The organism is Haemophilus sputorum HK 2154, assembly GCF_000287615.1.
GTDB classification, from domain to species: Bacteria; Pseudomonadota; Gammaproteobacteria; order Enterobacterales; family Pasteurellaceae; genus Haemophilus_A; species Haemophilus_A sputorum.
The window spans coordinates 63,371-81,355 of record NZ_ALJP01000023.1; the positions used below are offsets into that span (position 1 = coordinate 63,371).

The 17,985-nt window shown below is 40.4% G+C and carries 23 protein-coding genes; 9 read left to right on the forward strand and 14 right to left on the reverse strand.

What is annotated here, in order from left to right; translation table 11 throughout:
* Positions 1-21 precede the first annotated feature (21 nt).
* Both surE and truD read right to left on the reverse strand, forming a co-directional pair.
* Positions 22-804 (reverse strand): 5'/3'-nucleotidase SurE, encoded by a 783-nt coding sequence (gene surE / locus HMPREF1128_RS09445; RefSeq protein ID WP_007526772.1) that lies wholly within the window; start codon positions 802-804, stop codon positions 22-24.
* A gap of 3 nt (positions 805-807) precedes the next feature.
* Positions 808-1,821 carry a tRNA pseudouridine(13) synthase TruD gene (gene truD / locus HMPREF1128_RS09450; protein ID WP_007526657.1) on the reverse strand — a complete coding sequence of 338 codons (1,014 nt, stop codon included), beginning with the start codon at positions 1,819-1,821 and terminating at the stop codon, positions 808-810.
* Positions 1,822-1,968: 147 nt separating this feature from the next.
* On the opposite strand from truD, the gene tpiA reads away from it, so the two are divergent.
* On the forward strand, positions 1,969-2,760 hold the full coding sequence (tpiA, locus tag HMPREF1128_RS09455) for a triose-phosphate isomerase (protein ID WP_007526833.1): 792 nt from the start codon (positions 1,969-1,971) through the stop codon (positions 2,758-2,760).
* A gap of 96 nt (positions 2,761-2,856) precedes the next feature.
* Here the strand turns inward: tpiA and HMPREF1128_RS09460 are convergent, their stop codons facing one another.
* The 5 genes from HMPREF1128_RS09460 to ilvC all read right to left on the reverse strand — a co-directional run bounded on the left by HMPREF1128_RS09460 (position 2,857) and on the right by ilvC (position 6,483).
* A complete protein-coding gene (locus HMPREF1128_RS09460) occupies positions 2,857-3,774 on the reverse strand; it encodes a DMT family transporter (RefSeq protein ID WP_007526759.1) in 918 nt (305 codons plus the stop codon).
* Between the two features lie 84 nt (positions 3,775-3,858).
* Positions 3,859-4,116: a 50S ribosomal protein L27 gene (gene rpmA / locus HMPREF1128_RS09465; protein ID WP_005621788.1), complete on the reverse strand. Its 258-nt coding sequence runs from the start codon at positions 4,114-4,116 to the stop codon at positions 3,859-3,861.
* A 20-nt stretch (positions 4,117-4,136) separates the two neighbouring features.
* Positions 4,137-4,448, reverse strand: coding sequence for a 50S ribosomal protein L21 (gene rplU / locus HMPREF1128_RS09470; protein WP_007526734.1), 312 nt, complete (start codon positions 4,446-4,448; stop codon positions 4,137-4,139).
* Between the two features lie 156 nt (positions 4,449-4,604).
* Positions 4,605-4,937: an SMR family transporter gene (locus tag HMPREF1128_RS09475; RefSeq protein WP_007526705.1), complete on the reverse strand. Its 333-nt coding sequence runs from the start codon at positions 4,935-4,937 to the stop codon at positions 4,605-4,607.
* Positions 4,938-4,998: 61 nt separating this feature from the next.
* Positions 4,999-6,483 carry a ketol-acid reductoisomerase gene (gene ilvC / locus HMPREF1128_RS09480; protein ID WP_007526797.1) on the reverse strand — a complete coding sequence of 495 codons (1,485 nt, stop codon included), beginning with the start codon at positions 6,481-6,483 and terminating at the stop codon, positions 4,999-5,001.
* Positions 6,484-6,700: 217 nt separating this feature from the next.
* Here ilvC and HMPREF1128_RS09485 point away from each other — a divergent pair, with 217 nt between their 5' ends.
* Positions 6,701-7,948 carry a paraquat-inducible protein A gene (locus HMPREF1128_RS09485; RefSeq protein ID WP_007526691.1) on the forward strand — a complete coding sequence of 416 codons (1,248 nt, stop codon included), beginning with the start codon at positions 6,701-6,703 and terminating at the stop codon, positions 7,946-7,948.
* 133 nt (positions 7,949-8,081) lie between these two features.
* On the opposite strand, the gene HMPREF1128_RS09490 is transcribed toward HMPREF1128_RS09485, so the two are convergent.
* From HMPREF1128_RS09490 to HMPREF1128_RS09500, 3 genes are all read right to left on the reverse strand, one after another.
* Positions 8,082-8,834 carry a carbonic anhydrase gene (locus HMPREF1128_RS09490; RefSeq protein WP_007526894.1) on the reverse strand — a complete coding sequence of 251 codons (753 nt, stop codon included), beginning with the start codon at positions 8,832-8,834 and terminating at the stop codon, positions 8,082-8,084.
* 206 nt (positions 8,835-9,040) lie between these two features.
* Complete coding sequence (locus HMPREF1128_RS09495; protein WP_007526853.1) at positions 9,041-9,676, reverse strand: hypothetical protein; 636 nt, start codon at positions 9,674-9,676, stop codon at positions 9,041-9,043.
* A 45-nt stretch (positions 9,677-9,721) separates the two neighbouring features.
* A complete protein-coding gene (locus HMPREF1128_RS09500; RefSeq protein ID WP_007526905.1) occupies positions 9,722-10,129 on the reverse strand; it encodes a hypothetical protein in 408 nt (135 codons plus the stop codon).
* Positions 10,130-10,355: 226 nt separating this feature from the next.
* On the opposite strand from HMPREF1128_RS09500, the gene HMPREF1128_RS09505 reads away from it, so the two are divergent.
* The 7 genes from HMPREF1128_RS09505 to HMPREF1128_RS09535 all read left to right on the forward strand — a co-directional run bounded on the left by HMPREF1128_RS09505 (position 10,356) and on the right by HMPREF1128_RS09535 (position 15,524).
* On the forward strand, positions 10,356-11,456 hold the full coding sequence (locus HMPREF1128_RS09505; RefSeq protein WP_007526751.1) for a transglutaminase-like domain-containing protein: 1,101 nt from the start codon (positions 10,356-10,358) through the stop codon (positions 11,454-11,456).
* Complete coding sequence (locus HMPREF1128_RS09510; protein WP_007526745.1) at positions 11,428-11,781, forward strand: mercuric transporter MerT family protein; 354 nt, start codon at positions 11,428-11,430, stop codon at positions 11,779-11,781. Before HMPREF1128_RS09505 ends, HMPREF1128_RS09510 begins: the two co-directional genes overlap by 29 nt.
* The gene (locus tag HMPREF1128_RS09515) at positions 11,778-12,083 is read left to right on the forward strand and encodes a heavy-metal-associated domain-containing protein (RefSeq protein ID WP_007526823.1); all 306 of its coding nucleotides are present in this window, start codon (positions 11,778-11,780) and stop codon (positions 12,081-12,083) included. The genes HMPREF1128_RS09510 and HMPREF1128_RS09515 overlap by 4 nt, the downstream gene beginning before the upstream one ends.
* 143 nt (positions 12,084-12,226) lie before the next feature.
* Positions 12,227-13,051 (forward strand): 2,3,4,5-tetrahydropyridine-2,6-dicarboxylate N-succinyltransferase, encoded by an 825-nt coding sequence (dapD, locus tag HMPREF1128_RS09520; protein WP_007526855.1) that lies wholly within the window; start codon positions 12,227-12,229, stop codon positions 13,049-13,051.
* Between the two features lie 101 nt (positions 13,052-13,152).
* Positions 13,153-14,187 (forward strand): biotin synthase BioB, encoded by a 1,035-nt coding sequence (gene bioB, locus HMPREF1128_RS09525; protein WP_007526890.1) that lies wholly within the window; start codon positions 13,153-13,155, stop codon positions 14,185-14,187.
* 93 nt (positions 14,188-14,280) lie between these two features.
* On the forward strand, positions 14,281-14,718 hold the full coding sequence (aroQ, locus tag HMPREF1128_RS09530) for a type II 3-dehydroquinate dehydratase (protein WP_007526895.1): 438 nt from the start codon (positions 14,281-14,283) through the stop codon (positions 14,716-14,718).
* A 23-nt stretch (positions 14,719-14,741) separates the two neighbouring features.
* On the forward strand, positions 14,742-15,524 hold the full coding sequence (locus HMPREF1128_RS09535; protein ID WP_007526749.1) for a glycosyltransferase: 783 nt from the start codon (positions 14,742-14,744) through the stop codon (positions 15,522-15,524).
* A gap of 117 nt (positions 15,525-15,641) precedes the next feature.
* Here the strand turns inward: HMPREF1128_RS09535 and HMPREF1128_RS09540 are convergent, their stop codons facing one another.
* Genes HMPREF1128_RS09540 through rpmF form a run of 4 tightly spaced genes read right to left on the reverse strand, consistent with a single transcriptional unit; the run spans position 15,642 to position 17,970 of the window.
* Positions 15,642-16,208, reverse strand: a complete 567-nt coding sequence (locus HMPREF1128_RS09540) for an elongation factor P hydroxylase (protein ID WP_007526655.1) — start codon at positions 16,206-16,208, stop codon at positions 15,642-15,644.
* A gap of 57 nt (positions 16,209-16,265) precedes the next feature.
* A complete protein-coding gene (gene trmL / locus HMPREF1128_RS09545; RefSeq protein ID WP_007526825.1) occupies positions 16,266-16,745 on the reverse strand; it encodes a tRNA (uridine(34)/cytosine(34)/5-carboxymethylaminomethyluridine(34)-2'-O)-methyltransferase TrmL in 480 nt (159 codons plus the stop codon).
* 5 nt (positions 16,746-16,750) lie between these two features.
* Positions 16,751-17,782, reverse strand: a complete 1,032-nt coding sequence (gene plsX, locus HMPREF1128_RS09550; RefSeq protein WP_007526699.1) for a phosphate acyltransferase PlsX — start codon at positions 17,780-17,782, stop codon at positions 16,751-16,753.
* A 17-nt stretch (positions 17,783-17,799) separates the two neighbouring features.
* Complete coding sequence (rpmF, locus tag HMPREF1128_RS09555; protein WP_006251723.1) at positions 17,800-17,970, reverse strand: 50S ribosomal protein L32; 171 nt, start codon at positions 17,968-17,970, stop codon at positions 17,800-17,802.
* Between the last annotated feature and the right edge of the window lie 15 nt (positions 17,971-17,985).

The following is a 17,985-nucleotide window of genomic DNA, read 5'->3' on the forward strand; positions in this document are numbered from 1 at the left end:
TAGATGCAGATCTCTATTTTATTATTTAGCGCAAAGCGATTGGAGTGATTCAAGCGTTTTATAAGCAGTCATATCTGCTTGAAGTGGGGTAATTGACACACAATCTTGGTTGATTGCAGCAAAGTCTGTTCCTTCTCTTTCATCAATCGCGACACCGTTCGCGCCTAACCAATAAACACAACCACCGCGAGGGTCATTGGTTTTCACAATTTCAGCTGCTGGTGAGCGCTTGCCTAAGTGGGTGATTTTTACCCCTTTAAGCTGTTCATAAGGTAAATCTGGGACATTGATATTAAGAATTTCCCGCTGAGTCACCATGCCTTCTTTCAGCTTAGGAAGTAAATCCACTACCACGCGTGCTGCTGTTTCAAAATGATTTTTTCCAAAAAGAATGCCGTGGTATTTATCCTCTCCCTTTCTACCAACTAAAGAGACTGCAATACTTGGTAAAGGTAAATAGCGCCCCTCTAAAGCTGCAGCTACTGTGCCTGAATAAACCACATCATCCCCTAAGTTAGCCCCATGATTGATACCCGAAATCACAATATCAAAATCATTCAGAAACAAACCATTTAATGCTAAATGGACACAATCTGCAGGCGTACCAGCAATGACCGCATAATTGAACTCATCAAAAGCATGTACTCGTAATGGTTCAGTTAAGGTTAAGCAGCTTGATGCTGCGGTTCGGTTGCGATCAGGGGCAATAAGTGTGACTCTATGTCCTGCTTGGCGTAAAGCGCGTGCCAAAGTTTGGATGCCTTCAGCATGGAAACCATCGTCGTTACTAATTAAAATGTTCATTATTTATGCCTCTTCATCCAATTGAATCAATTCACGCACTAAGGCTGTCGCATAGCTACCACTTTCTAAAAAGAATCGTAGTCGTAAGCCTTCTGCTTCAAATACCCAACTCAGTTCTTTAGGCTGGCAAAGCATCGCTCGACGTGCTTCGTTCATTCGTGCATTTTTCATTAAGCCGATTAAGGCTTGTTGTTTTTCGATTATTGCTTTTTCTGCCGGATTTGCTTGGCACTCAAGCGAACGTTCGCCAATTAACGGGGCTGTCAGGTGAACATCACCTTGTAATAAACGTGTTTGACAGTTTTCAACTTCTTCAGGCGAAACATTAAAAAAGCTATTCGTGCCATTAAGTTGTAAATAGTCATAGGCTTCAACTTGCCCTATTTTTCCACTGGCAATTCGATCGGAAACCACTAAATTAAACACTTCGCTACGTGCCGCAGAAAGATAGAAGCTGCGCTTTTTGCGATCTTTAACTTGAATTTCACCTGCTGCCCAGCGGTGTGCTTGGGTTAAATTATGTCCATCTCGTCCAAAACGCTGTTCGGTAAAATAGTTTGGAAATCCGCCCGCTTGTAATTGGGTTAAACGTGTTTGGAGATCTTCACTTTCTTTCACATCACGCAAGAAAATCTCAAAATGGTTACCCGCTAATGCACCAACACGAATTTTTCGATTGTGACGAGTCACCGCAAGCACTTCTACGCCTTCACAAACAAATTGACTGAAATCAGGCGTTTCTTTACCTGCAAGGTGTAAACAGAACCATTGCTCAGTAACTGCATGGCGATCTTTTAATCCTGCATAACTCATATCACGATCGCTAATGCCCGCAAATTTTGCTAATTTTTCGCCAACAAATAACGTGTTTGCATCAGTTTTACGAATGTGTACAACAACAAATTCACCTTCTCCAGCTAATGGATAACCTAATTCTTCACGCACAATAAAATCTTCATAATAAGCCTTAAGGCGGCCAACTTGTTGTGGTTTGCCCAATAAATAATTTAATTTCATTTAAGATATTTTTAAAAGAGTAGAAAAGGGCTAGATTATACGCTAGTCCTTGTGATTGAGATCACAAAAAATGGATAAAATAAGCAAATTCTCCCTAAAATTTGGTATAGTTTGCACGTTTATTTTAACTTTATAGGAGAAATCAAAATGGCACGTCGTCCACTAGTAATGGGTAACTGGAAATTAAACGGCAGCAAAGCATTCAATGCAGAGCTTATCAGTGCATTAAAAGCTGAATTACACGGCGTTACCGGCTGTGATGTTGCAATTGCCCCACCTGTTATGTACTTAGCGCAAGCTGAAGTTGCTTTACAAGGCTGTGGTTGCAGCTGCAGCGGTAAAGGCGTGGTACAACTTGGCGCACAAAACGTAGATGTGAATGTACAAGGTGCATTTACAGGTGATATTTCAATTGAAATGTTAAAAGAGTTTGGCGCGAAATATATCATTATCGGCCATTCTGAGCGTCGCACTTACCACAAAGAAAGCGATGAGTTTATTGCGAAAAAATTCGAAGTGATTAAAAAAGCAGGTTTAGTGCCAGTATTATGTATCGGCGAATCTGAAGCAGAAAACGAAGCAGGTCAAACTGAAGCGGTTTGCGCACGTCAAATCGATGCGGTCATTAACGCATTAGGCGTTGAAGCGTTCAATGACGCAGTCATTGCGTATGAGCCAATTTGGGCAATCGGTACTGGTAAATCTGCAACTCCAGCGCAAGCGCAAGCCGTTCACGCATTTATCCGTGGTCATATCGCAGCAAAATCACAAGCTGTAGCAGACCAAGTGATTATTCAATACGGTGGTTCTGTAAACGATGCTAACGCGGCTGAATTATTTACCCAACCAGATATTGATGGCGCATTAGTGGGTGGTGCATCATTAAAAGCACCAGCATTTGCAGTGATCGTTAAAGCCGCAGAACAAGCAAAAGCATAATGACAAGCGGTCAGATTTTGTGAATCTTTTGCAAAACTGATAATCATAAAACTGAAAAATCGACACCTTTGGGTGTCGATTTTTTATCTTATCACGCTAGCACCAACGTTTAATTTTATGCCCAGCTGAGGCAAATAATGCCCCGAAAACAACAATAAATGCCCCAATAATACTTAAAAAAGGTAAATCTGGTTCATGGAAATATGCGGGTTTCCATAGGTAAGCCAATTCGGAAAAGCCTAAGGTAAAAATCGGAATAAGTGGCATGAGCAAACTAACTTTAGAAACATCCCAACGGTTTAACGCCTCAGCATAGCTGCCGTATGCAATAATCGTATTTAAACAACAATAAATTAAACAAATCAATGCAAATGGGCTTAATTTCTCACTTTGTGAAATATCTGCAAAGGGGGTAAAAACAATGCTGCAACCAATATAAATCACCAATAAAATTTGCAGGGAATTAAATTTCTGCAACATGATTTTTTGTGCTAACCCGTAACCAATCCACACAAGGCTTGCCACAAAGCCACAAAAGATACCGAAAGCATAATTATTCATTGCCGCAAAATCAGCAAATCGGTTATGGAAGAAAAGCCCAAGCCCAGTCAGCACCATAACAAAGCCTATTTTTTGGTGAGATTTGATGCTTTCTTTAAAAATAAATACCCCACAGAGCATCATCATAAAAGAAGATATTGGGCTTAAAACTTGGCTGGCCATGGGCGGAATATAGCGTAGCGCAACATTAAAAAGAAAGAAATTACCAGATAATCCAATGATCCCGATAAGCACGAAATAACGATAATTCAGACTAAAAGCGGTCAATTTTGGTAATTTTTTTGCAAAGGCTAACAGGATAAATACACCAACAGCTGCCGCAACAAAACGATACCAAACAATAGTTTGTGCGTTCAGTTCTTTAAGCACGGGCTGTAAAGCAATGGGTAAGGTTCCCCACATTAAAATAGCACTGAGCGTAAAGAGAAAACCTACCAACGGTTGTTTTTTCATAATTGTGTTATGTTTAAATACAGAAAAGCCTCGCGAAATTGCGAGGCTTTTAATTTTTCATTTTGAAATGAAGTAAACTCGTTATTATTCAGCAACGATGCTTACATATTTGCGATTTTTCTCGCCTTTCACTTCAAATTTAACTTTACCGTCTGCAGTTGCAAATAAAGTGTGGTCTTTACCCATACCTACATTTGAACCTGCGTGGAATTTAGTACCACGTTGACGAACAATGATGCTACCTGCTAAAACAGACTCGCCACCGAAACGTTTAACACCAAGGCGTTTAGCTTCAGAATCACGACCGTTACGAGTTGAACCACCAGCTTTTTTAGTTGCCATCTACTTGATCTCCTCTGAAATTATGCTTGAATCCCAGTGATTTTCACTTCTGTGAACCACTGACGATGACCTTGTTGTTTACGGCTGTGTTTACGACGACGGAATTTAACGATTTTAATTTTTTCGCCACGACCGTGTGCAACAACTTCAGCCACTACTTTAGAACCCGCTACAACTGGGGTACCGATTTTAACATCTTCACCGTTAACGACCATTAACACTGAGTCAAATTCAACTTTTTCACCAGTTGCTACTTCAAGCTTTTCTAAACGAACAACTTGACCTTCACTTACTCGGTGTTGTTTGCCGCCACTTTGGAAAACTGCGTACATATTTACTCCGCTATGTGTGCTATTTGCTATCTTGCGTAAGCACGATTTAAATTCATAAAAATAGGGCTTGAATTCTACGCAAAAACACATCAAAGAGCAAGTCTGAATTTCACAAAAATAGAAAATAATTGCAATTTATTTTCCTTTTCTTGGTCTTTAATGTGATGCTCCACTAGAAAATAGATTGATGACTAAAACGCCGAGAATAATCAATCCCATGCCAATAAACCCTGCAACATCTGGTTTTTGTCCGAAGACAAAATAAGCCACTACAGCGGTTAACACAATGCCTACGCCTGACCATACCGCATAAACAATGCCTAGCTGTAATGATTTTGTAATAATAGAAAGTAAATATAATGAGACGGCAAAAGCAATCAACGACACAACGGTTGGAAGTGCTTTTGAAAAACCTTCGCTGGCTTTGATACAGTTGCTGCCAATGACTTCAATCACGATGGCAAAGCCCAATAAAACCCATGGATTCATTTTTTCTCCCAATGAAAAAGCCCATCACAATTGTGATGGGCAATCTTTTATCTTTATGTAATTAGCCTGCAACTGCGATACGTTTCATATCTGTCATATAGCCACGTAACTCTTGACCAATTAATTCAACCGGGTGGTTACGGATTGCATCGTTTACATCACGTAAAGTAATGTTGTCGATAGCAACAGCTGGCGTTGCTTCACCTAAGTCACCTTTTTGTAAGGTTGGGATGATTTCTTTAGCAAGAATTGGGGTTGCTACGTTAGAGAATAAGTAGTTACCGTATTCTGCAGTATCAGAAATTACTACGTTCATTTCATATAAACGTTTACGCGCGATAGTGTTAGCGATTAACGGTAATTCGTGAAGTGATTCATAGTAAGCTGATTCTTCATAGATACCGCTTGCTACCATCGCATCAAAGGCTAATTCTACACCTGCTTTCACCATTGCTACCATTAACACACCGTTATCAAAGTATTCTTGTTCAGAAATTTTGATGCCGTCTGCTTTTGGTGCATTTTCAAAGGCAGTTTTGCCAGTTGCTTCACGCCATGCTAATAAGTCTTTATCACCGTTTGCCCAGTCAGCCATCATGGTTGCTGAGAAGTGACCGCTGATGATGTCATCCATGTGTTTGTAATATAAGAAACCAAGGCTTTCTTTGATTTGTTCAGCAAGTTCAAATGCACGTAATTTTGCGCTATTTGATAAGCGATCCATCATTAATGTGATACCGCCTTGTTTTAAGGCTTCAGTAATGGTTTCCCAACCGTATTGGATAAGTTTGCCTGCGTATGCTGGATCTTTACCGTCGGCAACTAATTTGTCGTAACATACGATAGAACCTGCTTGTAACATACCGCAAAGAATGGTTTGTTCACCCATTAAGTCAGATTTTACTTCTGCAACGAATGAAGATTCTAATACGCCCGCACGGTCACCACCAGTTGCTGCCGCCCATGCTTTCGCAATTGCCATACCTTCACCACGTGGGTCATTTGCTGGGTGAACCGCGATTAATGTTGGTACACCGAAACCACGTTTGTATTCTTCACGCACTTCAGTACCCGGACATTTTGGTGCAGTCATCACTACAGTGATGTCTTCACGGATTTGCTCACCCACTTCAACAATGTTGAAACCGTGTGAGTAACCGAATGCAGAATCTTTTTTCATTAATGGCATCACATCAGCCACCACTTTAGAGTGTTGTTTGTCTGGTGTTAAGTTAATCACTAAGTCTGCAGTTGGGATTAACTCTTGGTAAGTACCCACTTTAAAACCGTTCTCAGTTGCACGTTGGAATGAAGCACGTTTTTCCGCAATCGCTTCAGGGCGTAATGCATAAGAAATATCTAAGCCAGAGTCACGCATATTTAAACCTTGGTTTAAACCTTGTGCGCCACAGCCTACGATAACGATTTTTTTGCCTTTTAAGTAGTTGCAACCGTCAGCAAATTCGCTGCGATCCATAAAACGACAACGACCTAATTGGTCTAATTTTTCGCGTAAATTTAAAGTATTGAAGTAGTTGTTTGCCATAATTGTGTTCCTTTTTAAAATCGGATTGAATTGATGTGGTGCAGTATAACGTAATCGTTTAATTGCGTAAATTGAAGTTATCAGGATTTTATATTGCAATTTTTGCAATTAAAATAGCGCTTATTCCTAATTTCCTTATCAAATTCATGTAATTGTTTTTTGCCCCTTGCAAACCTTTCCGATAAAATGACCGCTTCACAAAGAAGCAGAAATTAACATGAAGATAAACCGATTAACTCTTGAAAAGTGCAAAGAGTGTGATGAACTGGTAAAGGTTCCGCATCAACTACACGGCCATATTGCACTCTGCCCAAATTGCCACGATGTGTTAGATAAAGATAACACTTGGAATTTACGCCGTTGTGCGATTATTGCTTTGGCAATTCTTATTTTAATGCCGTTTGCTTTTACTTATCCGCTCATGAGCATTGACTTGCTTGGCATGCCAATCCACGCAACTGTTTGGGGGGGCGCTTGGAAAATGGCCACAGAAGGTTATCCTTACACGGCGTTTATGGTGCTGTTTTGCTCCATTATCATGCCTATAGCCTTTGTTATTTTAGTACTGACTATCAGCGTTCAGCGAATTATTCATCAGCGCCCGCGTTATACGCTGATTTTTCTGACGAAAATTCAAGAATGGGTAATGTTAGATGTCTATTTGGTTGCACTTGGGGTCGCAGCGTTCAAAATCAAAGACTATGCTAGCCTGAGCTTTAGCATGCAATTAAGTGCTTTCGTGATTGTGACTATTCTCACCACGCTATTATTCATTAAGATTAACCCGAAAACTGGTTGGGCGTATTTTTACCCAGAATATCGCCCATTGCCATCAGATCACGTTGGGCATCCAACGCTTTGCCCAACTTGTGAATATACCTTTGATGAAAATATTGTTGACTTAAAAGGCAGACGACGTTGCCCGCGTTGTGAAAGCAATCTTTCTGTTCCCGATAGCATAAAGCTACAACGCGTGTGGGCGGCACTTATTGCAGGGGTAATCATGATGATTCCGGCAAATACTTTGCCGATTTCCGCTACTGGACTGGCTGGTGCGGTATCTGCTGATACGCTGTTTTCTGGTGTGCTAACTTTTATTAGCCTAGGTAGTTATTCAGTTGCGGCGATCGTTTTTATTGCAAGTATCGCAGTGCCATTTAGCAAAGTTGCCGTTCTTTTTTATCTATTATTGGCGATTCATTACAAATGGAAGCACCCAATTCATTTACAAATGAAACTGCTTCATTACGTGCATTTTGTTGGGCGTTGGTCGATGCTCGATTTGTTTGTATTAGCGCTAATGATGTCATTGTTAGAACGTGGGCAAATCCTCAGCTTCTCGGTAGGTGATGCCGCATTCTTCTTTGGCGCTGCAGTCTTTTTAACGATGATTGCCTCAAGCCAGCTCGATTCACGAATGCTTTGGCGAATTCATTACGAACACAATAATCAAGCATCCTCTTGATAAATCATACATAATATAAAAATAGGGCGTACTAAGTACGCCCTATTTACGTTTTTGAGTGAACAAGCGGTCGAATTTAACGATCGTTTTGCAAAAAAAAGCGTGGAGAATTTTCTCCACGCAACATCAAAAATTACTGCTCAATTTCTACCACACGCTCATTTAGCGGTTGCGTTGGGCGGTTATTTTTGCCTTCAATTGCTTCTATAGCTGCAATCTGTTCAGCACTTGCTTGAATTGGAGATTGGAAGATCATCCAAGAGACGTTCTCACTACAAGGTGGGGTTGTGAGCGAGCCGTTTAATCTGAAACGAATCATCTCTTTTGGCAATAGCGCTTTCGCATCAAGCGGTTGGGCTAATTTTTCTTTCTGTCCAACAGCCAATTTTTTCTCAACCACTTGCGCTAACGCAGGGTTTGCTTGACCTTCTTGAACCATTACTGCCATCACCGCTAAAGCTTTATCTTCGCTTTGATGTACAAAATGAATCTCTAAAGGATAATGTTTACGTTTAAAGGTGTGTTCACTCGGGGTATGGAAGTGGAATTGTTTTAAATAAAACGGTTTATCATTTAGTGTAATGAAAGGCGCATTTTCTTGGGCAACATTCACTTGTAATGTATGGCCGTTATTTTCTGCTTGGAAAGCTGTAGGGAAATAATTCATATTAAGTGGTTTACTCACCACTTTCATGCCATTATCAGATTCCAGATCAACTGGCGATTGAATTTTACCCAATTTACAGGTTTGATAATCGGTCAGTAAGTCCCCCCAATGTTCAGGGCTCTCCTTTCCGTTATAAGACCAATGCGCCTGATGGGTTTGGGCAAAGGTAGTTGCGCTTAATGCGACAAATAGACCAGAGATTAAGAAACGATTTCTCATAAATTTTCCTCTTTTTTTGTGGTATTTGCCTCATTGATTCTACCTACTTTGCGTTAATTCATGTTGATTCTGGTCAAATTAAGCGCAGTTCCTGCACTCATCGTATCAGTTAGAAAATATAAGAAATAAATAAGCAGTCAAATTTGCAAAATATTTTACAAATTTAACCGCTTGTCCTATTTTTAAAGAATAAGAATCAGCTATTTTTAGTCAATTGGGCGACAAGTGAAATCTGTTGGGTCTTCCGCCCCCACTCGTTCTGCCCATACCATACTGCCAGTACACATCTCACCCGTTTTTTTGTTCACTGTGTAGCTTAATAGACGGGGCGCAGTTGCTTCATCACCGCCACATCGTTTATTATGAACTTCTCTTATGTCGATCTCATATGTTTCTTTATCTTCTTGAACATAAAATCCAGTACAATCAAGAGAGCTTAAAAGCCTATGTTTCATAACGGATTTCTCAACCGCTTTAATCGCGGTCTCTTCGCTAGTAATTGGATTCGCTTTAAGATCGGTACTTAACGCATTAGCTTTAACCCACCCTGAAACATCGTGGCCGGCTTTGGTTCGATAAATAATGAAATCATATCCATTGTAATGCGCATAGGTTTTCGCAAGATCGTTTTTAATAATAAAGACTTTCGGTGTTTTACATTCAGAGTGTGGTGCGGTGTGAAAATATAATCGCCCTTGTTGCACCACTTTTTTAGTCACACCTTGCTCAAAAAACTTTCCTTCTTGATCGGCACGTTCTTGTACTAGATCACAATCTACAGCCGCATTTGCAGCTCCAATGCCACTGAATGCCAGTAAAGCAGAAAAGATAATTTTTTTCATGGTTATTTTATCCTTTATATAGATGAGGTTTGATAGATAAATCAATTATCTACATTTTAATAATATTTTCTTCCAACCATCGACATCAGAAATTTTACAAGTACCATTAGAGCAACTTACTGAATAATCAACATGACGCCCAGACAGTAACGCTCTTACTTTGCCGTTAGATAATACTGAAACACGCACCTTTTCTTGATAGTCAGGGTCTTGGCTATTCCAAATAGGATCGGCATCAAAACAGCCTTCTTCTGCACGATCTGCTACATTTAGTGCTTTTTTAAATGAAGGATCGGCATATTTTTTCAGGATATCTGAAGATAAACGCTCTGGATTACGTGCTTCTTGATACACTTGTTTAATCAAGTTAATTTTGGCTGCACTGTCATCATTTGCATATGAGAGTGAAGGCACAAGTAATGCAAGACAGACGAAAGATAATGTTTTTTTCATAAAGGTTCTCCTAAAATTGAATGTGGATAAAAAATACTCACACCAATCATAATTAGAAGTAAATATTTTCTCCATCTCTTTTTGCATAAAAGTCAATAAAACTCCAAATTTTGCAAAATATTTTCAAAAAGCAACCGCTTGCGTGAGAAGAATTTTCTGTTATGCTAGCAACAATCTATGTGTTACATAGAGAAATATAACAAGTTTTGTTTATTGGAATCACATTATGAAAAAATTACTTCTCGCAAGCTTACTTGCATCTGCAGCTGTTTCAGCACAAACCCTTCCGAATACGAATACTGACGCTCATACTTACGAATTCGTACAATCTTATGATTTAGTCCCACCACAAGGTTCAAAAGGTGAAACCAACCTTTGGGTGCCATTGCCATTTAGCAATGATTACCAAACGGTACAAGCGGTCGAATTTGAAGGAAATTATGCAAAAGCCTATGTAACTGAAAACAATCAATATGGTGCTAAAACCCTTTATGCTAACAGGGATGCCAATGCAGATAAGCGCTTGCTCAAAGTGAAATTAACCATTGAAACCAAAGATCGCGAACCAATGGCGAAAGGGGCATTAAAAGATTACCAAGTGCCAGAAAAAATCGTTTATTCAGTGGATGTTCAAGAATATCTAAAACCAACTACTCACATTAAAACGGACGGCGTGGTGAAACAATTCGCCGATAAAATCGTAGGCAGTGAAACCAATCCGCTTAAAAAAGCACAGTTGATTCATCAATGGATTGTGGAAAACATGGAGCGTGATAATTCTGTGTTAGGTTGCGGCGAGGGTGATGTTGAAAAAATGCTCACTAGCGGCGTGTTAAAAGGCAAATGTACCGATATCAACTCTGTCTTTGTTGCGCTTGCCCGTGCAGCAGATATTCCTGCACGAGAAGTCTTTGGCATTCGTTTAGGTGCTGCGAAAAAACTTGAGCCATACTCAAAAACCGCATTTGGTAGCGCGAAAGATGGCGTGGCGAATGTTAATGGTGGACAACACTGCCGTGCAGAGTTTTACTTAGCCGGTTTTGGTTGGGTGCCTGTTGATTCAGCCGATGTCGCCAAAATGCGCTTAACCGAGAAAAAAGCGGTGAATGATAAAGAAACACAAGCTGTTGCAGATTATCTTTTCGGTAACTGGGAAGCAAACTGGATGGGTTATAACCATGCGCGCAATTTCGATCTTTATCCGCAACCAGCGTTAACCCCGATCAATAACTTTGGTTATCCGTATGCGGAAATTGGTGGCGATCCTCTTAACTCTTATGATGCAAAAGCATTCGGTTATGAATTCATCTCAACCCAAATCAAATAATCGACTCATTGCAATGTTGCTGACTGCGGTAAGTGCCGCAGTCGGCTCTACGCTTTGTTGCATTGCCCCGCTTATTTATTTGCTTTTTGGTGTTTCTTCGCCGTGGCTGATGAGTTTAAGTGAATACGATTATTTGCAACTGCCATTGCTGATTCTCTCAATCGGCGCTTTTGGCTATGGCTTTTGGCAACTGTTCTTTTCTAAGAAAATCATTTGCACGCGCTATTTTTCTCGTCGCACATTGATGATTTTCTATGGCGTAGCATTAGTTGTGATTCTATTTTTCTTAACTTACCCCTACATTCTACCTTGGATACTCTCATGAAAAAAATGCTCAGCGTGTTATTAGCAGCACTGCTATTTTCTCCATCACTTTATGCAAATCAAGCACAAACACCTGCTACGCAGCAAACAGAAAATCGAGAGGTGCTACTCTATATTAAAGAGATGCACTGCCAACTTTGCGTGTATTTAGTAAATAAAGAGCTACGAGCAATAGAAGGGGTTGAATCAACCAAAGCAGATATGAAAGCCCGCCAAGTGAAAGTTGTGGCAGCACCGAATGTTACAGATGCACAACTAATTGAAGCGGTAAAGAAAATTAACTACACCGCAGAAGTACGCTAATGATTTTTTACAAGCGGTCGAATTGGTAAAAGATTTTGCAAATTCGACCGCTTGTCGTTTTTCTTGTGGAAAAGCGCGCCTTTCTATGTTAAAAAGTGAGCCGAATTTTTACTTTTCATTTGATATGTTTAAGGAACACAACAATGTCTTTACAAGCAATTATTGAAGCGGCATTTGAGCGCCGTGCGGATATCACCCCTAAAACTGTAGATGCTGAAACACGTTCAGCAATTGAGCAAGTTATTGAAGGATTAGATAACGGAACTTACCGTGTTGCAGAAAAAATTGATGGCGAATGGGTAACTCACCAATGGTTGAAAAAAGCGGTATTACTTTCATTCCGTATTAATGATAACCAAATCATTGATGGTGCCGAAACTAAATATTATGACAAAGTGGCATTAAAATTTGCTGACTATACTGAAGAACGTTTTGCACAAGAAGGTTTCCGTGTGGTGCCTTCTGCAACTGTGCGTAAAGGGGCATATATTTCTAAAAACTGCGTGTTAATGCCATCTTATGTGAACATCGGTGCTTATGTTGGTGAAGGCACCATGGTGGATACTTGGGCAACCGTAGGTTCATGTGCACAAATTGGTAAAAACGTACACTTATCAGGTGGCGTGGGCATCGGTGGCGTATTAGAGCCATTACAAGCAAACCCAACTATCATCGGTGACAACTGCTTTATCGGTGCACGTTCAGAAGTGGTTGAAGGCGTGATTGTTGAGGATGGCTGCGTAATCTCAATGGGTGTATTTATCGGTCAATCTACTCGTATTTACGATCGCGAAACAGGCGAAATCCACTACGGCCGCGTACCAGCAGGTTCTGTGGTAGTTTCTGGTAGTCTTCCATCAAAATGTGGCAAATATAGTCTTTACTGTGCGGTTATCGTGAAAAAAGTTGATGCAAAAACTTTAGGTAAAGTGGGTATCAACGAATTACTTCGTACAATTGAAGAATAATTTTTAATCGGTGTCACATCCTTGTATGTAAGGGCGTGTTGAACACGCCCTCACTCTTCTAAAAATAAATACAGAAAAGGATACAGCACCTTGGAGGTTTCATGACGACCTATTCTCTACATCTTAAAGCCAAAAACGAACTTACCCCTCATCCGACCGCACAATATTGGCGAAAATGCCAAGTTGAAGAACTTTTCGATCTTCCTTTTATGGATTTAGTTTTCCGTGCAGCAAGTATTCATCGAGAAAATTTTGATCCGAATGCGATTCAACTTTCAACCTTGCTTTCCATTAAAACCGGTGGTTGCGCTGAAGATTGTGAATATTGCCCGCAATCTGCCCGTTACGATACAGGCGTTGAAAAGCAAACCATGTTAAATGTGGATTACATTGTTGAAAAAGCACAAATTGCTAAAGCACGTGGTGCAAGCCGTTTCTGTATGGGGGCTGCATGGCGTGGGCCAAAACCGAAAGATATTGAAACGGTTTCAAGCATCATTAAAGCCGTTAAATCACTTGGACTAGAAACATGTGGCACTTTCGGTATGTTAGAAGATGGCATGGCAGAAGATCTTAAAGAGGCCGGCTTAGATTATTACAATCACAACCTTGATACAGATCCAGAACGCTATAATAAAATTGTGCATACCCGTTCACATGACGATCGTATGGATACCTTAGGCAAAGTGCGTCACGCAGGCTTAAAAATTTGTTGTGGTGGGATTGTTGGCATGAATGAAACGCGTGCAGAACGCGCAGGCTTGATTGCAAGTTTGGCTAATCTTGATCCACAGCCAGAAAGCGTACCGATTAACCAGTTAGTGAAAGTGCCAGGCACGCCGCTTGAAAATGCCGAAGATCTCGATTGGACAGAATTTGTGCGTACTATTGCCGTTGCGCGTATTACCATGCCACACAGCTATGTTCGCTTATCTGCAGGTCGCAGCAATATGCCAGAATCTATGCAAGCGCTTTGTTTTATGGCTGGAGCGAATTCGATTTTCTATGGTGACAAATTGCTTACCACCGAAAACCCAGAAGAAGATGGCGACCGTATGCTAATGGAAAAACTGAATATGTATCCGTTAGCTTATGAAGTTGACGATAGCAATTCGCAAAACGTTGCGGAAAATTGACCGCTTGTTATATGATTTTCATCGTAGGGGCAAGTTTGCCTCTACGAATTATTTTATAACAGGGGAAGTTTTCTTATTAAGGGTAGTAAATCCATGAAAAAAATTCTTCTTTTAAATGGCCCGAACCTCAACATGTTGGGCAAACGTGAGCCACAAATTTATGGCGCTCAAACCCTTGCAGATATTGAAGCACACTTACAAACCGAAGCCGCTAAACAAGGTTACGCGTTAGACTATTTCCAAGCAAATGGCGAAGAGCCGCTCATTAACCGCATTCATCAAGCCTTTGAAAATGTAGATTTTATTATCATCAATCCCGGTGCTTTTACGCATACCAGCGTGGCCTTGCGCGATGCCCTGCTTGCCGTATCAATTCCATTTGTTGAAGTACATTTGTCTAACGTCCATGCACGTGAACCTTTCCGCCATCACTCTTATCTAAGTGATATTGCTAAAGGCGTAATTTGCGGCTTGGGCGCTAAAGGATATGATTACGCATTAGATTTTGCGATAACTCAACTCGAAAAATAATTGATTAAAAATAAGAAACCGCTATGTCAGTAAAATATGAAAAATTTATTGTGCTATGCAATGGCTTATCTCGTTTGCTTGGCAACATTGTGAAAATGCTAAGCTATCCATTTCATGCACTTTTTCCCAAAAAACGCTTTACCATTCCTGAGTTTAGCCCTGCAAAATTAGGCACACATCGTAAAGACAAAATTAACCGCACCATTTGGCAAACCAACTATTCCAATAAAGTGACCTTGCCAATGTATTGTAACTACTTATTCAACCGTTTGATGTCGCTCAGTTACGATTATCGTTATGTCAGTACTGAAGCACGCGAAGAATATATCAAAGCACACGCAGAACCTCATGTTTTTGCAGCTTATAGCCAATTAACCGATGGCGCAGCGCAGGCAGATTTTTGGCGCGTTTTTACCCTTTGGCGTGAAGGCGGCATTTATATCGACATTGATGGACATTTAGTTTTCCCACTCTCACAAATTATTCAAGAGCAAGATTCAGAAGTGCTCATTAAGCGTCGAGACAAATACACGAACTTCTTTCTCGCTTGCGAAGCTGGGCACCCAATTATGAAAGCAACGCTTGATTTGATTGTGAATAATATTGAAAACCGACGTATTGAGGGTGGCGTGTTTGTGATGACTGGGCCAGATACGCTGAACAATGCGATTGGCGATCAAGTTGTGAATACTCGCCGAGATAAAATTACTTGCACACAAGGCACGTTTACCAACGAGTATTTCCAATATATTGATAAGCCTCGTAGCAAGTGGAACTATAAGAAAAACGAAGAACTACTGAAATAACAAGCGGTAGGATTTTCTAAATATTTTGCAAATCGCAAGGGGAATCAAACCGCTTGCGATTTTTTTCTTGGCTTTCATGGAATCAATCAGCTTCCACGATGCCTTTTATGTCGAACCTTAAATACGGCTCAAATCAAATTTCTCTAACTCAATTTTATCTGGCGTGCCATAAAACTGGCTAAGCGCATGGCGTAAAGTTTCTGCGCGTTTCGGTAACCCTTTTTCTGCATAGGTTTTCACTTGTTCATACACTGCTTGTTTAAACGCAGTATTATCGCCAGGGTTGCCGGTTAAATTATCACTGCTGGCGAAATAACGGAAATTTGCCACGGTGGCGAGAATCCATTCAATCGCTTGTGGTTTAACTTCTACTTGCTCAAACTCACGTTGGCGTTCAGCCGATCTACCATCAGGCTCATACCAATAACCAAAATCTTCTAATTTTCGACGTTCACGCCCTGCAACTAACCAATGCGAAATTTCATGTAATGCGCTGCTGTAATAACCGTGCGCAAATAAAATCACATGATAAGGGCGCTCCGATTTTACGCCATCTTCATCTAAAAATTCAGGCAAGTAAATTGGGTAATCTCCGCCTTTTTCTAAGCGTGTGTTAAATTCTTCAGCAAAGCATTGATTGAAAATCGCAATAATATCTTCGATATGATGTTGTTCTTGATTCATAAGCTATTTTGGTAAAAAAAGAGAAAAATCTGACCGCTTGCTAGCTGTTATTTAAAGTTAAATAGGCTGTCTTGGCACTGAACCTTGATAGCCAAATTGGCGCCATGCTTCATAAACCACAACGGCTACCGTGTTAGATAAATTCATACTACGGCTGTCTTTACACATTGGTACGCGAATTTTTTGTGACATCGGCAAAGTATCTAAAATTGACATCGGAATACCACGACTTTCTGGCCCGAACATCAAGAAATCGCCTAACTCATACTGTACTTCACTATGGTTTGGCTCGCCTTTTGTGGTGAGTGCAAACAGACGTTTCGGTTTAGCGCGCGCAAGGAAATCTTCAAAATTCTTGTATTTCTGAATATCGACAAATTCATGATAATCCAAACCAGAACGCTTGAGTTTTTTATCATCCCAAGTGAATCCAAGAGGTTCAATAAAATGAAGGCGAAAGCCACAATTAGCACATAAACGGATAATATTCCCGCTATTTTGTGGAATTTCAGGTTCGTATAAAACAATATCTAACATAATTTTTAATAACGATGTAAATCAGTTAATCCAGAAGAAATTTTTTCTGGAATATCTGCTTCAATTTGTTGTACTGCGTAATTGATAGCGTGAAAAAAGGCATTTTCGCTCGCGCCACCATGGCTTTTTACCACTACTTTGGAGAGTCCAAGTAAGGTTGCACCATTATGGCGATCAGGGTTAATTTCTTGTAATTTGCGATAATAGCGATAAAACAGTACGCGTAAAAAACAACGTTTCACTATCTGCCACATCCACATACTTTCACTAGGTTTCTTCAGCAAAGCTAAAATATTTTTAGCCGCCCCTTCAAGCGCTTTTAACGCAATATTGCCACTAAATCCATCACAAACGATAACATCAGTTTGATGATTCATAAGCTTATCGCTTTCGATAAACCCTTGATAATTCAGGTCATAACGCCCTTTTAAATATTGGTGTGCTTTTTTTAAGACCTGATTACCCTTACTCTCTTCCGTACCGATGTTAAGCAAATTGAGTCTTGGATAAACCAACCCTAACATGGTTTGAGCAAAAATATTTCCCATTTCGGCAAATTGCTGTAGATGTTTCGGTGTTACTTCAACATTTGCCCCGAGATCTAACATTACCGTAGATTTCCCATCCATCGTTGGAATAAGTGAGGTCAATGCCAAACGTTCAATATTAGAAAGCGGCGCTATCAATAATTTTGCAAGCCCCATTAACGCACCGGTATTCCCACCACTCACACAACCTTGTGCTTGACCATTTACGACCGCTTCAATAGCAAGACGCATAGAGCTATCTTTGCTTTGACGAATGGCAAGCGGAAACGGCACATCATTTTCAATTTGTTTTTTAGTATGATGAAATAAGATTCGACTTTGTTGTGCTTCAGGGAGCTTTAAAAGAAAGGGATTGGCAATATGCTGATCGCCAAATAAAAGAAAATTAAGCCTTGGATTTTCAGCCAATGCTTTTGATACGGCTGGGATAGTAACACGGGGACCGAAGTCCCCGCCCATGACATCTAACGCAAGCGTTAGTTGTTTCAAGTGAACCCCCTAAAGGATTACTTGTTGATTACTTTACGACCACGGTAGTAACCGTCAGCAGTAACGTGGTGGCGGAAATGAGTTTCGCCAGAAGTTTTATCTACTGATACTGCAGCAGTGGTTAATGCATCGTGTGAACGGCGCATATCACGACGTGAACGAGATTTTTTATTTTGTTGAACAGCCATTGGCTATACTCCTAA